We start from the raw sequence: 17908 nt of genomic DNA, 5'->3' as shown, positions 1-17908 counted from the left end.
TATTAAACATCTGGCTCGGCGGCCGCTAAGTAACGTCGAGCCAATCCCACAAACTCCTCCGCTTCTCTATCTAAGTCACTGGCTGAGATAAACACGTCATAGCCGTAAAATTGTCTCTGATATTTCATCCTGTTTGCTAACATCGCTAACAAGCCGTCGTAATGAATGCCTTTTTGATTAATGTACGGCGCGGGGTCGAGCACCATATCCTCAAACTTTGTTTCGCAGTTATTTTGTCTTGCGCCCAAGTAGAGTAAAGCCCTTTGCCCAAGCAAGATTTCTGTGGCGATGCGTGGACAAATCGCATTTAAGTAAGGAGAGTAGTGCTTTAATCGAATGCCTATCCAAGGTAAAGGCTGGTGCCAACCTTCTTGTTCGTAGGTACAAATACCAATAGAGTCAATATCTTGCCATCGAACTACCCAACCGCCTTTAAAGAGGTGTTGTTGAAAGTGGGAGGAGGTCAGGGTAAAGGACACCTGGCTCTTTTTGATCATTACGATGGCAAAGCCGACAATGATGGCCATCAAGACCACTGATAACATGGCTTGTTTCCACCCTGGAGCAATCAGTACAAGAAACAAAGTGATCAGCACGACCAAGAGCATAATCAATTTGTTAATGGGCGAGTCAGATTTGAAGTGTGAGTTAGTCAGATGCAGCGTTTCCATGTTTTCAGCCTCAATGAATATTGGGTAGGAGGTATCGCTTTCTCAATATTCACCAATGTGCTTATTAAGTATTTAAAACCTCTGTTTTTATACCCAGTATTCAATAAATCCGTTCACAATTTATCTGATTAAATAGTAGACGTTCTATGCAGTCAGCGCATTTTTCATCGCGTTTCGCCGCTAAAACCTACAAATCGCTAATGAATTTTGGTATAAAACGCGCTTCAAATTTTCATCCCTGCTGAGATGCAGTGAACTGGAGAAATATTCAATGAGACTTGCTCATAAGCGTAAAGTGCAGATGAAACTGCAAAAACGCATTAAAGCGACAGTAGCAAATGTAGCTGCGGCACCTAAAGCAGAAAAACCTGTTGCTGAGAAAGCAGTAGCTGAGAAGAAAGTAGCTGAGAAGAAAGTAGCTGTAGCGAAAACTGTTGAGGTTGCACTTACTCCTAAGCAACAACAAGTATTAGATATCGTTGTTGCTAATGCTGAAGGTATCAACCCTAAAGGTATTGGTCTAGCTGCTGGTCAAGAAGAAGCTAAAGCGGCATCATGGGCTACTGGCGCACTGAAGAAGCTTCTTGAAGAAAACCTAGTTCAAAAAGAGCAGTTAGCAGGTAACAAAGTTATCTATAAAGCAGTTTAATTACCGCTGTAATTCTGTTTCTTAATTGAATACCTCGACTTCGGTCGGGGTATTTTTTTGCCTGTAATCTGTCTTTTCTCGATTTCTAATTGAGAATTCTAATGATACAAAGCCGTCATTTGTCACATTTTATTAAATACTGTGTAAATTCTTCCGCAGTCAACTACTTAAGTAGTTCCTCAACCTTACTGCTCTTGTTGCTTGTCTAACTGCCTGATTTATCGTTTATACAAAATATGTCCATCATAAAGACTACGTATTAGTACGTAATACCAATGGCTAACGCTCGCTTGAAAGCGCAAATTTGTGCGTGTTCATGCCCATTTCTTACTTCCATCTAATGTCCCATCTTCTATAGCGAATCCTTATGTAATGGATGACAACAATAACCTTGGTGACAAAGGACGTGAACGATGAGTCTTATCCAAAAATCTTTGAAACGAGTGCTCAAAGCGACAGCGATGGTTGCGACCATGGCATTCGTAGCGACTTCTGCTAACGCTGCTGACGATAAAGTATATCGCTTGAAACTGGCGGAAACGTGGGGACCTAACTTCCCGATCTTCGGTGATGCGACAAAGAACATGGCAAAAATGGCAGAGGAAATGTCAAATGGCCGTCTGCAAATCCGTATTGATTCTGCAAACAAACATAAAGCGCCACTTGGCGTGTTTGATATGGTGAAGTCCGGTCAATACGACATGGGCCACTCTGCTTCTTATTACTGGAAAGGCAAAGTGCCAAACACCCTTTACTTTACCTCTATGCCTTTCGGTATGCTGCCTACCGAGCAATACGCTTGGTTCTATTACGGTGGTGGTATGGAGTTGATGGAAAAGGTTTACTCGCCACACAATTTATTGTCATTCCCAGGTGGTAATACTGATACGCAGATGGGCGGTTGGTTCCAGAAGGAAATCAGATCAGTCGACGATCTGCAAGGTCTAAAAATGCGTATCCCGGGCTTTGCAGGTGAAATCCTTGCTGAGCTAGGTGCGAAACCGACCAACATCGCACCGGGCGAGCTATACACTTCGCTTGAGCGTCGTACGATCGATGCGTTGGAATGGGTAGGTCCATCTCTGGATTTACGTATGGGTTTCCACAAAATTACACCTTACTACTACACAGGTTGGCATGAGCCAGGCACTGAGCTGCAATTCCTCGTCAACAAGCGTACTTGGGAGCGTCTACCGGATGATCTGAAAGCGATTCTTCAAGTGGCGATGAAAGCAGCAGCGTACGACATGTACACGCAATCTAAGCATGAGAGTGGTAAAAACTGGGCGTCTATCCAATCAGAGTACCCAGACGTTCAAGTGAAAGACTTCCCACCAGAGGTGATTGCTGCACTGCGTGAAGCGAACGTTCGTCTCCTAAAACAGCATGCAGAAAAAGATGCTTTAGCAAAAGAAATTCAAGAATCGCAAGCTAGCTACATCGAGCAAGTACGTCCTTGGTCTGATATTTCACACCGAGCTTACCTAAATAGCCAAGCTCAACAATAACTTCATCAAGTGGGTGATATCGAGAGATTGAGCCTACAAATGAAGCCCAAGAAAAACTTCTCTTAGAGAAGACCATAAAAGTGCTCCGCGAACCAGCGGAGCCAATCCACACGTTCCATGGAGTTCGGAATGAGAAGCCTTATTTATATTGAGCGAATCTTTAACCGCTTCGGTGATTTTTTGGGGTGGTTATCTAGCATCCTATTCATTTTGTTATTAACGAACGTGGTGTACGACGTTGTCATGCGTTACGTGTTTAATGACGTGTCTCTTGCCTTTCAAGAGATGGAATGGCATTTATTCTCCGCTGTATTTCTACTCGGTGTCCCTTACGCAATCAAATCGGGCGGCCATGTACGAGTGGATATTTTCTACGAGCGCTTGTCTTATAAAGCTCAATCCATCATCGACATCCTAGGCACTTTACTTTTCTTATTCCCGTTCTGCCTATTGGTTGCTTGGTTTGGTATCGACTTTGCCAAAGAGAGCTATGCCCTTGGTGAAACGTCCGGTGACCCGGGTGGCCTACCTTATCGATGGATCATTAAAGGCATGATCCCGCTGTCATTCTTGTTTATGGCGGTTAGTGGTGTTGGTTTGCTGCTTCATTCCATCAATAAAATTGTTAACCCTCATCTTATCTATGCCGGTAACAACGGTAAGTCGTAAAAGGAAGTCAGTATGATCGGTATAGTGATGTTTTTTGTAGCTCTGTTTGCGCTACTGCTTGGTTTTCCTGTTGCCTTTACCTTTGGTGGCATTGCACTAATTTTCGGCGTATGGGCAGAAGGCATTGAGATGTTTGCATTCATGCCATATCGCATTCAATCCATCATGGAGAACACGGTGCTGATGGCAGTACCGCTGTTTGTATTCATGGGGCTTGTATTACAAAAGACCCGATTGGCTGAGCAACTGCTTGAGTCGATGGGACGTTTGTTTGGTGGTATTCGTGGCGGTATCGCTATCTCTACCGTTTTAGTGGGCGCGCTGCTTGCGGCATCGACGGGCGTGGTCGGCGCATCGGTTGTTGCGATGGGCCTAATCTCTTTGCCGGTGATGCTTAAGTACAACTACGACAAAGGATTGGCCTGTGGCACCATTTGTGCGTCTGGCACGCTAGGCCAAATCATCCCGCCTTCAATAGTCTTAATTTTGCTCGGTGATGTATTAGGCGTACCCGTAGGTGACTTATTCCAAGCGGCTGTATGGCCGGGCTTAATGCTGGTGGGTGCTTACGTTGTCTACATTCTGATCTATGCCAAGCTTAACCCAGAGGCCGCTCAACCTATCGAGCGTGATGAATCCATCAGCCGCCAACAAGAGGTGATAACCGCGCTTAAAGCTGTATTGCCACCACTTGCACTGATTATTGTGGTTCTAGGTTCTATCTTTGCGGGTATTGCTACTCCGACCGAATCTGCGGCGTTGGGTGGCGCAGGGGCGATAGTGCTTTCTCTGCTTTACAGACAGTTCAGCTGGTCGATGGTGTATGAGGCGTCTAAAGAGACCGTAAAAGTGACCGCGATGGTGTTTGCAATCTTGCTTGGTGCGACGGCATTCTCGATGGCATTTACCTACACGGGCGGTGACTACCTTGTTGAAGAGTGGATGCTTCAACTTCCGGGTGAGAAGTGGGGCTTTTTGATCATTACCATGTTGGTGATTCTGATCCTCGGTTTTTTCATCGACTTTGTAGAAATCTGTTTCATCATCGTTCCTATTATTGCACCAGTGGCAGAGCTTATGGGGATCAACATGACGTGGTTTGCGATCCTGATTGCCATGAACCTTCAGACGTCATTCCTTACACCACCATTTGGTTTTAGCTTGTTCTATTTGAAGGGGGTGGCTCCTGCGGGTGTAACAACGCGAGATATCTACCGTGGTGTGATGCCATTCATTGCGATTCAAATTGTTGTGCTTGCTTCATTGTTACTCTTTCCGGGCTTCTACGGCATGTCGTAATTCGGCTAGTCTAATGCGATGTGCGTAATGTAAGTGGGAGTGGCGAATTTGTGAGCTGAGAGTTTTTACCTTTTGAGACAAGTTGTTAAGCTGGTTATCAATTGTGCTAGGCAGCGTTTCATGGAGGGAAGGGATGCCTCTCAAAGCTAAACTCATCTTGCTGGCGTTGATCCCTGTGTTGTTGGTGTCAGCAAGCATCAGTTGGATTTCCATTTACCAAGCAAAGACGTTAGGTCAGCGTGAAGTGGAAATCTTTCATAAAAGCCTGATCAAGTCTAAAGAAGTCGCATTGAAAGATACCGTTGATCTGGCTTTCGATGCGATTTCCCATATCTACAACGATCCCTCGATAGAAGAGCATGTGGCTAAAGCGCGCGTGAAAGCGATTCTCAATCGGCTTCGCTATGGCTCCGATGGCTATTTCTTTGCTTACGATAAACATGGTACCAACTTAGTTCATCCCATTCTTCCTGATTTAGTTGGGCAAAACCTGCTGCATATTCAAGATGAAAACGGTGACCATCTTATTGAAGCGCTGCTCTATCAAGCCCAATTAGGTGGTGGCTTCCATCAATACCTTTGGCAAAAGCCTTCTACCGGAGAAGTTGTCCCCAAATTGAGCTACGCCGCTTGGCTCGACAAATGGGAATGGATGATTGGTACTGGTTTGTATATTGAAGACGTAAGTCACGAGGTCGCCAATATGCGCGCCGCCGTTAACCAGAATATCGAGACGACCTTTTTTACTGTTGTCGTGATTCTTGTTGTGACGGTTGCGGTGATCATCGTTTTAACGTTGGCAATCAATTTACACGAACATCGCTTAGCGGATAAAAACCTCAAGGAGCTTGCCCACAAAACCGTGATGTTCCAAGAAGACGAGAAGAAGCACCTTGCTCGCGAATTGCATGATGGTATTAACCAACTGCTTGTATCGAGCAAATGTCATTTAGATTTGATGGGGCATCGAATCGAGGATGAAAAGCTCAAATCCCACCTTGATAAATCTCAACGCTCGTTGATCACCGCAATCAACGAAGTACGACATATCTCGCACCAGCTACGTCCAAGTGCCTTGGATGACATCGGCCTAGAAGCGGCGCTTTCGACCTTGCTGCAAGACTTTCATTCTCACTCAGGTATGGATATCGACAGTCATTTTGATACGGCACAGCTCAAGCTGAAATCGGAAGTCGCGACCACGTTGTACCGTGTGGCTCAGGAGTCTTTGAATAATATCGAGAAACACGCCAAGGCAAAAAAGGTCACGGTAATTTTGCAAAAGATGGGCAATATGCTGCAATTGATCATACGTGACGATGGCATTGGCTTTATGGTCAATCAATCTGTACACCGCCAAGGCATCGGTCTGCGTAACATGCGTGAGCGTGTTGAGTTTATTGGTGGTGAGTTTGAATTGATGAGTGAACCGGGGCTTGGGACAGAAATCACCGTATTGTTAGATTTGGATGGATTAGTTTATGGATAAACCAATTAGTGTGGTGATAGTGGATGATCATCAGGTCGTGCTCGATGGGTTTATGGCGCGTCTAGAGCTGGAGCCTGATATTGATGTTATTGGTACCGCGAGCAATGGCCTTGAGGCGATTGAAGTATCCAAATTGCTCAACCCCGATGTGATTCTGATGGACATCAGTATGCCCATCATGAATGGCATCGAAGCCACGGGTGTGATTAAGGAAGAGCGTCCAGAAAGCAAAATTTTGATGTTAACCATGCATGATAACCGTGAGTACATCATGAAGGTGATGCAAGCTGGCGCTGTGGGCTACATGCTGAAAGAAATCTCAGCCGAGAAGATGGTGCAAGCAATCAAAACCGTTAATCAAGGTTCGACTTACTTTTGTGAATCGGTCACTCAAACCTTGTTTACGCAAGATGTGGTACCTGCGGCACAAAAGCCCAACCCACTGAGCCGTCGTGAAGAAGCGGTATTAAAATTGGTCGCGCAAGGGCATAGCAGTAAAAAGATTGCTACGCTTTTGGATATCAGTTATCGAACGGTAGAGACGCATCGTCATAACATTAAACACAAATTGGATTTGCACTCGACAGCTGAGTTGGCGAAATACGCGTTTGAAACGGGTTTAACGGAGTAGGGCAGGGATAACAAAGCGCTCATCGGGCAAAGAGTGATAAGCGCTAAAGAAGAAGCTTATTCTGGCTTGGTGATACTTCCAAGCTCGAGCATTGGGGCAACATCAATGTCTTCGGCATTCATCATGGTAGAGATACGCTGAACAGAAGAGAGCAGTAAGCTCTGTTCCCACTCTTCCAGCTTCTGGAAGCGATTGATGAAGTGCTCTTGCAGCGGTGTCGGTGCTTGTTTTAGTGCCTCTTGGCCTTTCTCAGTCAGTAAAGCATGCACTTTACGTTTGTCTTCTACGCTACGGCGGCGTTCGACAAACTGGTTGCGTTCTAGGCGGTCCAGAATGGTCGTTGCAGTTGCCTGACTCATATTGGTATGGCTAGACAATTGCTTAATCGTGACATTGTCTAATTCACTTATGGCACGCATCAGAATTAGCTGAGGAGCCGTCAAACCAGACTCTTTGCTTAACTTCTTTGAGTGTAAATCAATAGCGCGGATGATCTGACGAATCGAGACCAAGACTTCTTCGTACTTTTCCAATTTCGTAATCCAGTCATTAAGGGATCATATAACGAGGCGACACTAACTCAAAAACGCTGTTATTTAAAGGGCTACGTTAGGGATCGCGACACCAATTTTAAATAATTTGCCTTAGCTCTCCTTATTACTTTTAAGGTCTTTCTGAGAGGAAAAAAGGCACGACTAGAATTATTATAGTAATAAATGTTTGTGGTCTAATTATTGTTGTGGTTGTTTTCGCTTTTTTTGGTGGATTTTTCTGATTGAAAAGTAAGTTATTGGATTTTTTATCAGCAAAAGATAGACAAAAACGCCTTAAATGGTAGGATCTTCCACTTTCATGGAAAATAAAATGTATCGTGTTCAAATGATTTTTAATGCCTTGTTAAAAATATTGAATGCAAAAGAGAGGAACAATGACAAAAGGTATAGATAAGTACAGTATCGACAGTACCGACTATACGGTTGGTCAAGACAACGTGCAAAAATGGGGTTTTGACGTACATAATCCTGTTTTTGGTATTAGTGCGGGCTTCATTGCGCTATTTCTAATTGCTGCACTTGTGCTGGATGCACACACCGCGAAAGCGGCACTGGATGGTCTTAAGTGGAAGATCATCGGTTCTTTCGACTGGCTATTCATCATTTCTGGTAACATCTTCGTTATCTTCTGTTTGGTACTGATCGTATCGCCAATGGGTAAAATTCGCCTTGGTGGTAAAGACGCGGTTGCCGATTACTCATTCGTATCTTGGTTGGCGATGTTGTTCGCAGCAGGTATGGGTATCGGTCTGATGTTCTGGAGTGTGGCAGAGCCAGTGGCTTACTTCACTGGTTGGTATGAAACCCCGCTAGGTGTAGAAGCAAACACGCCGGAAGCCGCTAAGCTTGCACTGGGCGCGACGATGTTCCACTGGGGTCTACACCCATGGGCAATCTACGGTGTCGTAGCACTTTCCCTTGCTTTCTTCACATACAACAAAGGCTTGCCTCTATCGATGCGCTCGATCTTCTACCCATTGCTGGGCGATCGCGCATGGGGTTGGGCTGGTCACATTGTTGATATTCTAGCGGTACTAGCAACGCTATTCGGTCTAGCTACGTCTCTAGGTCTAGGTGCACAACAAGCGGCGAGTGGTATTCACCACGTGTTCGGTGTTGAGCCAGGTCTTGGCCTGCAAATCGTGGTAATCGCAGTAGTAACCCTGCTTGCAGTGGTATCGGTAATCCGTGGTATTGATGGCGGTGTAAAAGTCATCAGTAACATCAACATGGTTATCGCATTCTTGCTACTGATTCTTGTTGGCTTGATTGGTTGGGCGGTAACGTTGGGCTCTATCCCAACAACGCTAATGGCTTACCTAGAAAACTTAGTGCCGCTAAGTAACCCGTTTGGTCGTACTGACGAAGCATGGTTCCAAGGCTGGACTGTATTCTACTGGGCTTGGTGGATTTCATGGTCACCATTCGTAGGTATGTTCATCGCGCGTGTATCACGTGGCCGTACGGTTCGTGAGTTCATCACTGCTGTTCTGATTGTACCAACCGTCGTGACGCTGATCTGGATGTCAACATTTGGTGGTCTAGCAATCGACCAAGTGATGAATAATGTGGGTGAGCTAGGTGCGAACGGACTTACAGACGTTTCATTGGCCATGTTTCAAATGTTTGATGTTCTGCCATTTGGTAACATGCTGTCTATCATTGCCGTTGTGTTGGTATTGGTATTCTTCATCACTTCATCGGACTCTGGCTCACTGGTTATCGACAGCATTACCGCTGGTGGTAAAGTGGATGCGCCTGTTCTACAACGTGTATTCTGGGCATTCATGGAAGGTGCAATCGCGGTTGCGCTACTTTGGATTGGTGGCTCAGAAGCGGTTCAAGCGCTACAAGCTGGTGCGATTTCGACAGCACTGCCATTCACGCTTGTATTGCTTGCAATGTGTGTCAGCCTATTGATGGGTATGAGAACAGAGCGTCAATAATTGATGTGATTTATAAATATCGTTAGATATTAACGAGTTAAAAAGCCAGCGAAATGCTGGCTTTTTTTGTGCAGTTTTTCTGACGCTTGCCAAAAAAATGGCGAAGTAAATTCTTTATTTTACAACACTTTACAGTCTCAATTTTGTGAATGATCTTCGTGATTACTTTGTAAAATGCGTGTAAGATTCAGCCACCTAAACTGTTCTCCCAACCCTTTATAATAATTATGAAATTATCATTAAAACAAAAGCTAATTGGCGCAAGCCTGTCTGCTGTTGTTGTGATGGCAACAGCACTCACTTGGCTGTCGGCTGATCAACTTTTTGATCAGACGCGTTCAGGTGTCTATTCACGAGCGCAAAGTCTTAGCAACGCCGCTTCAGAAGGTATTTCTGATTGGGTATCGATTCGCAAAGACATTGCTAAGGCTTTCAACGACTACTCAACAGAGCAAGACGTTGTGCCTTTCCTACAACAAGCACGCAAAGCGGGGGGCTTTGACGATATCTTCTTGGGCACACCTGAAGGTGGCATGTACCGTTCTCACCCAGAACGTAACCGTGCAGATTACGACCCACGTACTCGCCCTTGGTATAAAGACGCCAATGCTGCGGGCAAGCAAATCATCACTGAAGCGTATCAAGACGCGATCACAAATGCATTGCTAGTGACTATCGCAGAACCTGTGATGAAAAACGGTAAGTTCATTGGTGTTGTTGGTGCGGACGTACTGATCGATCAGCTAATTGACGACGTTATCAATCTAGATGCTGGTGAAAACGCGCATGCAATGCTGATCGACATGAACGATGGCACTTTCCTTGCGCATCCAAACAAAAGCTTAACGCTTAAGCCAATCACTGACCTTACTCAAGAGCTTTCGAAAGGCTCTATTGAGCGTGCTGCAAATTCTGGAACCATTGAAACAGCAACGATCAAAGGTCAAGCGAAGCTTTTTTACTTTAGCAAAGTACCGGGTACAAACTGGATGTTCGCTATCGAGATGGATCGCGCAACGGAAGAAGCAAGCCATGCGCAACTTCTACGTGAGATGGTTATTACCGCGGTATTGATCACTATTGTGGTGATTGTGGCCGTATCTTGGCTAGTAGGCTTCTTGTTCCGCGACCTTGGCCGAGTATCACAAGCACTGGAAGAAATTGCTTCAGGTGAGGGTGACTTGACGCAACGTCTGGAACCTCGCAGTGATGATGAAGTGGGCAAACTTGCCGATAACTTCAACCGCTTTGTAGGCAACATGCACACCATGGTGACCAAACTGAGTCATGTCTCTTCAGCCTTGTCAGAACAAGCGCGTACAACGGCACAACAAGCTGAAGAGCGTAGTCAGCGTATCTCTTACCAGCAAGATGAAATCAACATGGTTGCGACTGCCGTTAACGAGATGGCTGCAGCGACGCAAGAGATTGCAGGTAACGCAGATAACACGGCATCAAGCTCTGAAGAAGCAGTACAAGCATGTGTGCATGGCTCTGGCCAAGTAACGCAAACTCAAGGCTCTATCCAAAACCTAGCGCAAGAAGTGCAAGTTGCGACCAATGTTATCCAAGAGCTGGAAGCACACGGTAACGCGATCAACACCATTCTTTCGACCATCCAAGGCATTGCAGAGCAAACTAACCTGTTGGCACTGAACGCGGCGATTGAGGCGGCACGTGCAGGTGAACAAGGTCGTGGTTTTGCTGTCGTGGCGGATGAGGTTCGTGTATTGAGCCAACGTACTCACGCATCAACGCAAGAGATCCAAGAGACAATCGAAATGCTGCAAGGCACAACGGCGAAAGCGGTGGGTATCATGGATGACAGTCGTCGTCTTGCTGACACCAGTGTCGATGATGCAAACTCGGCAGCGGTAAGCTTGACTCAAATTCACTCTGCGGTTGAGCGTATTAGCGACATGGCAACGCAAATTGCGTCCGCGGCAGAAGAGCAAGCGTCTGTGACAACAGAAATTACTCGTAACACTGAAGGCATTCGTGACGTGTCTAATGAGCTTTCTGTTGAAGCACACCAAGCAGCAGAGCAAGCGGCGCATCTGTCTGAGCTTTCTCATGAGCTAGAGCAAGAGATCAAACGCTTTAAACTGTAATTGGTTTTTAAGTATGAAAAAGGAGCCGCTTGGCTCCTTTTTGTTTATTGGTAGAAAATGCTCTCGCTTCTCGCTTCGCTATAACCACAAACTGCTGATCGGCTGATCTGCTTGGTAGTGGTGTGCGATTTGCGCTTGCAGCAACTCGGCGGTAGCAATCGCATCGGTTAACGCGTGATGCGGCGTGTAATCTGGCAGTCCATAACGTCGACGAGATTGAGCCAAACGCAATGATTTCGGTTTATTGCCTTTGAGTTTGTTCCACAAACCGCCAGACGTTCTCTGTTGGATATCTTCTTCAATCTGCAGTGTATCTAACACCGGAAACTCAATACCCTCACCAAGACGCGTACGAAGTGCCTGATCAAGAAACTCTCGTTCAATGCGGCGGTAATGCACCACGACAATCTTACCCGCTAAGCTCTCCAATAATGGGCCAAGGATCTCGCCCAAATCGGGCGCATCAATCAGTTCATTGTGGGTAATGCCGTGAATGATGACGGAGTCTTCATCGAGCTTTTCTTGAGGGCGAACTTTCCAGTGTTTCGCTTGACGTAAGAAAATGCGATTGAGATTAAACGGCACCAAACCAATGGTAATAATGCCGTTTTTTTGCGGATTTAAGCCCGTCGTTTCGAAATCTAATGCGACAAATTCCACCTGAGAGAGTGGGGTATCCGGAGCAGGTAACTCCTTACCGTAAAAGGCGACCAAGCGTTCGTCTGTAGCACGTTCCAACTTTTGCTGGAACTTCATCGGCCACTGGATGCTGGGCTTTTGAAACAACTTTTTGATCATTCCACGCCTCACTTAAATTTGTTGCTGGCCTGATAACGGAACTTCAAGAAGTTCTGACCATTGCTGAGGATTTGGAACGCATCTTTTAGGTTTCGGCGTTCGAAATCCGACAGGTTTTCAGGCTCAATGTTGTTATCCGGCTCAGTACCTAACTCAACATCGATTGCTTGGTGGCGGATACGTACCATAGAGATGAACTCCATCGCATCCTTCAAGTCTTGCGCACGGCCTTTTGGCAAAATACCGGCGTCGATGATGTCATCAAGGCGCTCAAATGAGTTTTGAGCACGAGATCCGACCGCAAGCGAGTGAACGCGAATCAAGTCCACCAGAGGTGCTGTGCCTCGGCGTTTTAGGTTGATCGAGTTCTTATGCTGGCCATCTTTCTCCATCACGAAGTCTTTAAAGAAGCCGAGCGGCGGAGTTCGGTTCAACGCGTTGCGTGCTAAACATGCCAAGAATCGGTTGTTCTTACGAGCGCGACGCACGATGAAGCTGGTCAACTGTTCTGCCCATTTCAAACGTCCATAGACACCGTCTAAATCGAAGAAGATAGAGGCGTTGAGTAGCGCTTTCGGGTTTGGATCATCAATCCAATCGGCGAAGCACTCCTCCCACTGTGAACGAGTCATACGCCACATTGGATTGGTTGCCATAATGTCGCCAGTACAGTACTTATAGCCACACACGTTCAAGCCATCGCTGACGTATTGTGCGAGCGCTTCAAAGTACTTGCCATGCTTTTCTTCTTTATAGGTGTCATCAAGAATGATCGCGTTATCTTGGTCGGTAACCAGAAGTTGTTCGTCACGTCCCATGGAGCCCAGAGCAAGAAAGCAGTAGGGAATCGGTGGTGGGCCTAATTCTTCTTCTGCCATTTCGAGTAAACGTTGTTTGAAGCTTCGGCCAATCACCGACATGGCACTGCCGACCATGTGCGAGTTGGCGTCTTCGTTCACCAAACGCACGAAGCTGCTTTTCACTTCTTCTGCAACAATGGCTAAGTCTTCGATGGTTTGTTGCTGGAAGATGCTGCTCACCAGTAACAAGGAGTTCTGCGACTCGTAACGAACGATGTCCGTTGCTTCGATGATGCCAATCGGCATTTGCTCTTTCACTACTGGTAAATGGTGCACGTTGTAACGAAGCATGGTTAGCATGGCTTCATACACGTATGCGTTGTGGTCCAGTGAGATAACTTCGGTCGTCATCACTGTCGATACTTCATCAAGCGGTGATAGACCTTCTGCCAAGACACGAGTACATAAATCACGGTCAGTGATAATACCAACGACTGGCGATTGCGGATCTTCTTCATCCAGCACAAAATCTGGGTCTACAATCAACAGCGAAGAAACGTTGTCTTGCGCCATCAGTTGTGCCGCTTCTTGGATTGTCTGGCCGCGCTCAATGGTAGGCGCTTCGCGGGTAAGGAGCGTTTTGACTTTAGAAGTGGTTAAGTCATTTGCATCGTTGTTTTCGGATACCGTTTGGCGAAGACGTGCGCTGTTTTCTACTTCGACAAAATCAGCGAATGAGTCGAAGTTATCGTAAAGCTCTTGGAAGATATCTTGCGGAATACAGTAAAGTAAGGAGTCTTCAATTGCTTTTACAGGGAAGCGAACTTTGTTGTTGGTAAGAAGACCCATTTGACCAAAAAGGTCGCCCTCGTCGAGTCGGTTATACAGCTCACCTTTACGTCGGTAGACTTCAACCACGCCGCTGCGAACCATGTATAGGTCATTGATCTGGTCGCCGAAGTGAATGATAGGAGTGTCTTGACGGTAGTAAGAGATTTCGATGTTCTCTGTCACTTTGGTGAGCGTTTCTTCCGGAAGCTCGTTGAATGGGGGATACTTGGCGAGAAAGTTATATATCTCGAGAAGTTCTGCTTCCATTAAGGTGCCTTTTGGTTTGCAAGTGATAGGGTAATCTTAACTTAGTTTTAAAACAGAATCTTATCGGATCACTGTTTTTCGTGCGCAATGATAAGATTCAGACAAGTCGCACGGCAATTCGTTATTATTTCGGCTACGCTGTCATCAAGATGCCGAATTAAATCAATACAATGGGCGTATAAAGAAGAGTTTTGGATGACACTCATGGAAGGAAGTAGAATGGTAAGACTATTATTAGCTGCACCTCTTGTAGCATTACCAATAATGAGCGTTGCCTCAGAGTCAGAACAAGTCGATAAATTTGGCTACGAGCACATCAATCTAGACATCGGTGCTGGTACCACAAATGAAGAATGGCTAGATAATTCCAACGCGACGACGTTGGGCTTGGGTGGTAACTATATGTTCACCGACAACTGGCTGTTTAATGTCGATTACTCCGCGCAGTTTTTCCACCCAGACGATTTCACTTTGCGTATAGACCGTTTGATGTTTGGTGGTGGTTATCGCTACGGTATTAATGAACAGTTTGATGTGTATGGTATCTATGGACTTGGTGCGATTAAAGCCAAAGCGACCGACGACAATACCGATCGAACGCTTTCATCGGATAGTGAATTTATTCAAGGTGTGACGATTGGTGCTAATTACTTATTCAGTGAAAAGCTGATGGCAACGGCTGAAGTTCACTTAAATCGCAGTGATATTGTGGATGAGAACAACTACAAGATCGCGTTTAACTACCAATGGCACCATGTAATTGGCACTGGTCTTTACTACCAGTTCCGTGACACTGATTATCAAAGCCGAGAATCTGATCACATCAACGAGGTGGGCATCAGCTTTAAGTTCGTTTATTGAGCCTCGTGAATCCTCGTTGTTTGAATTAGAACCGCTCGAATTAAAACAGGTGTACGAAAAAGGTCAGCAATTGCTGACCTTTTTTATTCCGACTTGTTTGAGCAAGAAGGGCGATTATAGAACCGCCGCAATGCCTTTACATAGAGGACCCATGTTTGACTTCGTCATGCCCGCTACACTGATGCGGCCAGAGCCAACAATGTAGATTGCGAACTCTTCTTTCAGACGGTTTACTTGTTCTTTAGACAGGCCAGAGAACGAGAACATGCCGTTTTGACGCTCGATGAAGCTAAAGTCTGCGTCGACACCTTCTGCTTTCAGAGTTGCTACAAACAGTTCACGCATCTCTTGGATACGGTCACGCATTTCTGCTACTTCTGCTTCCCATTCTGCACGCAGTGCTGCGTCACCAAGAATATGAGTTACAACCGCACTGCCGTGAGCTGGTGGGTTAGAGTAAATAGAACGGATGATTGCTTTGACTTGTGAAAATGCGGTTGTTGCCACTTCTTCTGATTCTGCAACTAAAGTGAATGCACCAACACGCTCGTTGTAAAGGCCAAAGTTCTTAGAGAAAGAGCTCGCTACTAGGATCTCTTTGTTGTACTTAGCGAAAGTACGTAGACCTGCTGCATCTTCTTCTACACCTTTCGCGAAACCTTGGTATGCAAAGTCGAATAGAGGCAGTAGTTTTTTATCAGCAACCAGCTTAGCCAGTGTTTTCCACTCTTCTGCAGTTGGGTCGATACCTGTTGGGTTGTGGCAGCAGCCGTGCAGTAGAACCACGTCGCCTTCTGAAGCAGACTGAAGGTCAGTCAGCATTGCGTCGAAGTCTTTGTCTTTAGTTTCTGCGTTGTAGTAGCTGTATTGTGCTGTCTCAATACCTGCGGCAGTGAATACGCCATTGTGGTTAGCCCAAGTTGGGTTACTGATCCACACTTTAACGTTGCCAAGTTGGCGCTTAATAAATTCACCTGCAACGCGTAATGCACCAGTGCCACCTGGAGCTTGTGCTGTTTTAGCGCGTTTGTCTGCGACGATTTCAGCATCAGCACCGAAAAGCAGTTTTTGCACGGCAAGGCCGTATTCTGCAGTACCTTCGATGGTCAGGTAAGATTTGGTTTTTTCAGTTTCAATCAGTGCGGCTTCGGCTTTTTTAACAGTCGCAAGAACAGGGGTTTCACCTTGTTCGTTCTTGTAAATACCAACGCCTAGGTTGATTTTTTCAGCGCGAGTATCTTTTTTAAACTCTTCAGTTAGTCCAAGAATAGGGTCAGCCGGAGCGGCAACTACTTTTTCAAACATAATCTTCATCCATGTTAATCGAAGGGGTCTGCAGACATTTATACCTTTCAGCAATATTCGTTACAACAGTTAGTGAACAGAAAACTTAAAATAATTTTGATTTGAAACAGAAATCTAACATAACGAAGGCTTTTGATATAAAAAACCCTCTTAACAAGCGTTTTAAGAGGGGGATAATTGGCTAAGCGGCGATGTTTTGTTCATCTTGATATCGATGAGCGATACGTTTGAATTCTGCTTCGACCGCAAGAAATGCAGCAACAATTTGTGGCTCGAAATGCTTGTCTTTGCCTTCCAGAGTGATGGCTTTCGCCTTGTCATGACTGAACGCTGGCTTGTAAACGCATTTATAAATCAGTGCGTCATACACATCCACTAACGCCATTGGTCGGCCGGAGAGCGGAATTGCTTCACCAGAAAGTTGGTTTGGATAGCGACTTCCACCCCACTTTTCATCGTGTGTTAGCGCAATCTCTTTTGCAACTCGTAAAAAGGAACTACTTCCTAGCGGTTTTTCTGCAATTGACAGCGCTTCGGCACCAATTTCAGCATGACCCTTCACGATCTCAAACTCTTCGTCGGTCAGCTTTCCTGGTTTGAGTAACACGTTGTCAGGTACACCTACCTTGCCTACATCATGCAATGGGGCAGATTTGTAGAGTAATTCAATGTGATTTTGTTATGTATTAGGCGGAACTTACAAAAAAGCCCCGACAGTGCGGGGCTTTGGGTCAATCATAGTAGATGAAGCTCGTACTGAGCTTACTTCTTCAGGTTCATCTCTGACTCAACGGCGTTGGTTTCGATATCTGGGTTAGAAGACAGTTTACCCGTCGCCCAATCATTCACATGCTTTAAGATTGCTTTTAGTGCGTGTTTTTCAGTCGGTGCTTCAGAAGATTCTACTTCTAGTTTTTGCTTAGGGTGTGACCCCGTTGCATCTTCAGCAACGTGCAGCCAATCTGGGTGCCAGTAATAAGGTTGGCCTGATGGTGTGCTCCATGCGTGAACACCATTAGTTTCGCCTTTGTATTGGATATCGTTTTCGTTGTACTTAGTCATTATTATCGTCTCTCATAGTCATGAGTTGAGGTGTGCGTCACCATTACTCTATAAATGTAACAGATGTTATCGGAATTAATGTGATTGCTATCTATTTATCTTGTTGATAAATAATCCATTCCGTTGCACAGCTCTCATTCAGATAGATTTATTGGCACTTCGCTACAATAACCATCTGATAAATAGGTATTAAACGCGCCTTATTGTTCATTTAGGTGCTTGATAATCGCCGCTTTCGCGTGCTCTTCTGTGGCCGTTTCCCCATCTGGTACTTCAAGTTCCGCTTTTGGGTGAACGCCTAATGCGTCTTCAGCAATATGAAGCCAATCAGGATGCCAGTAATAAGGGTTATTGCCCTCTAGGTGATCCCAGCTGTGAACCCCTTGGTGTACACCTCGGTAGGAGAGGTCATCCATCGTAAACATTTTCATCATTTTCTCCCGCAAGAAATTTCATG

16 protein-coding genes and 1 pseudogene are annotated in these 17908 nt (G+C 45.6%); 9 read left to right on the top strand and 8 right to left on the bottom strand.

The features are described from left to right. Positions 1 to 2 precede the first annotated feature (2 nt). Positions 3 to 671 (bottom strand): DUF2982 domain-containing protein, encoded by a 669-nt coding sequence (locus tag KIO97_RS02195; RefSeq protein ID WP_005430618.1) that lies wholly within the window; start codon positions 669 to 671, stop codon positions 3 to 5. A 271-nt stretch (positions 672 to 942) separates the two neighbouring features. Between KIO97_RS02195 and KIO97_RS02190 the strand changes: the two genes are divergently transcribed. The 6 genes from KIO97_RS02190 (at position 943) to KIO97_RS02165 (ending at position 6916) form a co-directional block, all read left to right on the top strand. Beyond that, complete coding sequence (locus tag KIO97_RS02190) at positions 943 to 1320, top strand: MarR family transcriptional regulator (RefSeq protein ID WP_285380791.1); 378 nt, start codon at positions 943 to 945, stop codon at positions 1318 to 1320. Between the two features lie 413 nt (positions 1321 to 1733). After that, a complete protein-coding gene (locus KIO97_RS02185) occupies positions 1734 to 2828 on the top strand; it encodes a TRAP transporter substrate-binding protein (RefSeq protein WP_285380789.1) in 1095 nt (364 codons plus the stop codon). A gap of 129 nt (positions 2829 to 2957) precedes the next feature. Beyond that, positions 2958 to 3497, top strand: a complete 540-nt coding sequence (locus KIO97_RS02180; protein ID WP_285380787.1) for a TRAP transporter small permease subunit — start codon at positions 2958 to 2960, stop codon at positions 3495 to 3497. Positions 3498 to 3509: 12 nt separating this feature from the next. Continuing rightward, on the top strand, positions 3510 to 4796 hold the full coding sequence (locus KIO97_RS02175) for a TRAP transporter large permease subunit (protein WP_005429710.1): 1287 nt from the start codon (positions 3510 to 3512) through the stop codon (positions 4794 to 4796). A 133-nt stretch (positions 4797 to 4929) separates the two neighbouring features. Continuing rightward, entirely contained in the window at positions 4930 to 6285 is a 1356-nt protein-coding gene (locus tag KIO97_RS02170; RefSeq protein WP_005429712.1) for a cache domain-containing protein, read from the top strand. After that, positions 6278 to 6916 carry a response regulator transcription factor gene (locus KIO97_RS02165; protein ID WP_038889999.1) on the top strand — a complete coding sequence of 213 codons (639 nt, stop codon included), beginning with the start codon at positions 6278 to 6280 and terminating at the stop codon, positions 6914 to 6916. Before KIO97_RS02170 ends, KIO97_RS02165 begins: the two co-directional genes overlap by 8 nt. A gap of 56 nt (positions 6917 to 6972) precedes the next feature. Here KIO97_RS02165 and cosR read toward each other — a convergent pair whose 3' ends face one another. Beyond that, positions 6973 to 7449: a MarR family transcriptional regulator CosR gene (cosR, locus tag KIO97_RS02160; RefSeq protein ID WP_005429716.1), complete on the bottom strand. Its 477-nt coding sequence runs from the start codon at positions 7447 to 7449 to the stop codon at positions 6973 to 6975. Positions 7450 to 7844: 395 nt separating this feature from the next. On the opposite strand from cosR, the gene KIO97_RS02155 reads away from it, so the two are divergent. Together KIO97_RS02155 and KIO97_RS02150 are read left to right on the top strand one after the other, a co-directional pair. Next, a complete protein-coding gene (locus tag KIO97_RS02155) occupies positions 7845 to 9416 on the top strand; it encodes a BCCT family transporter (protein ID WP_005429718.1) in 1572 nt (523 codons plus the stop codon). Positions 9417 to 9643: 227 nt separating this feature from the next. Then, positions 9644 to 11527: a methyl-accepting chemotaxis protein gene (locus KIO97_RS02150; protein ID WP_285380783.1), complete on the top strand. Its 1884-nt coding sequence runs from the start codon at positions 9644 to 9646 to the stop codon at positions 11525 to 11527. A gap of 78 nt (positions 11528 to 11605) precedes the next feature. Here the strand turns inward: KIO97_RS02150 and KIO97_RS02145 are convergent, their stop codons facing one another. Both KIO97_RS02145 and KIO97_RS02140 read right to left on the bottom strand, forming a co-directional pair. Further along, complete coding sequence (locus tag KIO97_RS02145) at positions 11606 to 12325, bottom strand: 3'-5' exonuclease (protein ID WP_010649540.1); 720 nt, start codon at positions 12323 to 12325, stop codon at positions 11606 to 11608. 8 nt (positions 12326 to 12333) lie between these two features. After that, positions 12334 to 14223 carry a DUF294 nucleotidyltransferase-like domain-containing protein gene (locus KIO97_RS02140; protein WP_050912690.1) on the bottom strand — a complete coding sequence of 630 codons (1890 nt, stop codon included), beginning with the start codon at positions 14221 to 14223 and terminating at the stop codon, positions 12334 to 12336. A gap of 219 nt (positions 14224 to 14442) precedes the next feature. Between KIO97_RS02140 and KIO97_RS02135 the strand changes: the two genes are divergently transcribed. Beyond that, entirely contained in the window at positions 14443 to 15084 is a 642-nt protein-coding gene (locus KIO97_RS02135) for an outer membrane beta-barrel protein (protein ID WP_005429724.1), read from the top strand. 114 nt (positions 15085 to 15198) lie between these two features. Here KIO97_RS02135 and KIO97_RS02130 read toward each other — a convergent pair whose 3' ends face one another. From KIO97_RS02130 to KIO97_RS02115, 4 genes and pseudogenes are all read right to left on the bottom strand, one after another. Beyond that, the gene (locus tag KIO97_RS02130) at positions 15199 to 16389 is read right to left on the bottom strand and encodes an amino acid aminotransferase (RefSeq protein WP_285380780.1); all 1191 of its coding nucleotides are present in this window, start codon (positions 16387 to 16389) and stop codon (positions 15199 to 15201) included. A 181-nt stretch (positions 16390 to 16570) separates the two neighbouring features. Further along, positions 16571 to 17065, bottom strand: a pseudogene (locus KIO97_RS02125) (HD-GYP domain-containing protein); the annotation flags it as partial. An 86-nt stretch (positions 17066 to 17151) separates the two neighbouring features. Continuing rightward, positions 17152 to 17451 (bottom strand): hypothetical protein, encoded by a 300-nt coding sequence (locus KIO97_RS02120; protein WP_005429731.1) that lies wholly within the window; start codon positions 17449 to 17451, stop codon positions 17152 to 17154. Positions 17452 to 17651: 200 nt separating this feature from the next. After that, entirely contained in the window at positions 17652 to 17882 is a 231-nt protein-coding gene (locus tag KIO97_RS02115; protein ID WP_285380779.1) for a hypothetical protein, read from the bottom strand. Between the last annotated feature and the right edge of the window lie 26 nt (positions 17883 to 17908).

This window comes from Vibrio sp. B181a, from assembly GCF_030248375.1.
In the GTDB taxonomy this organism is placed as follows: domain Bacteria; phylum Pseudomonadota; class Gammaproteobacteria; order Enterobacterales; family Vibrionaceae; genus Vibrio; species Vibrio campbellii.
This window is presented reverse-complemented; position numbering and strand designations above follow the sequence as displayed.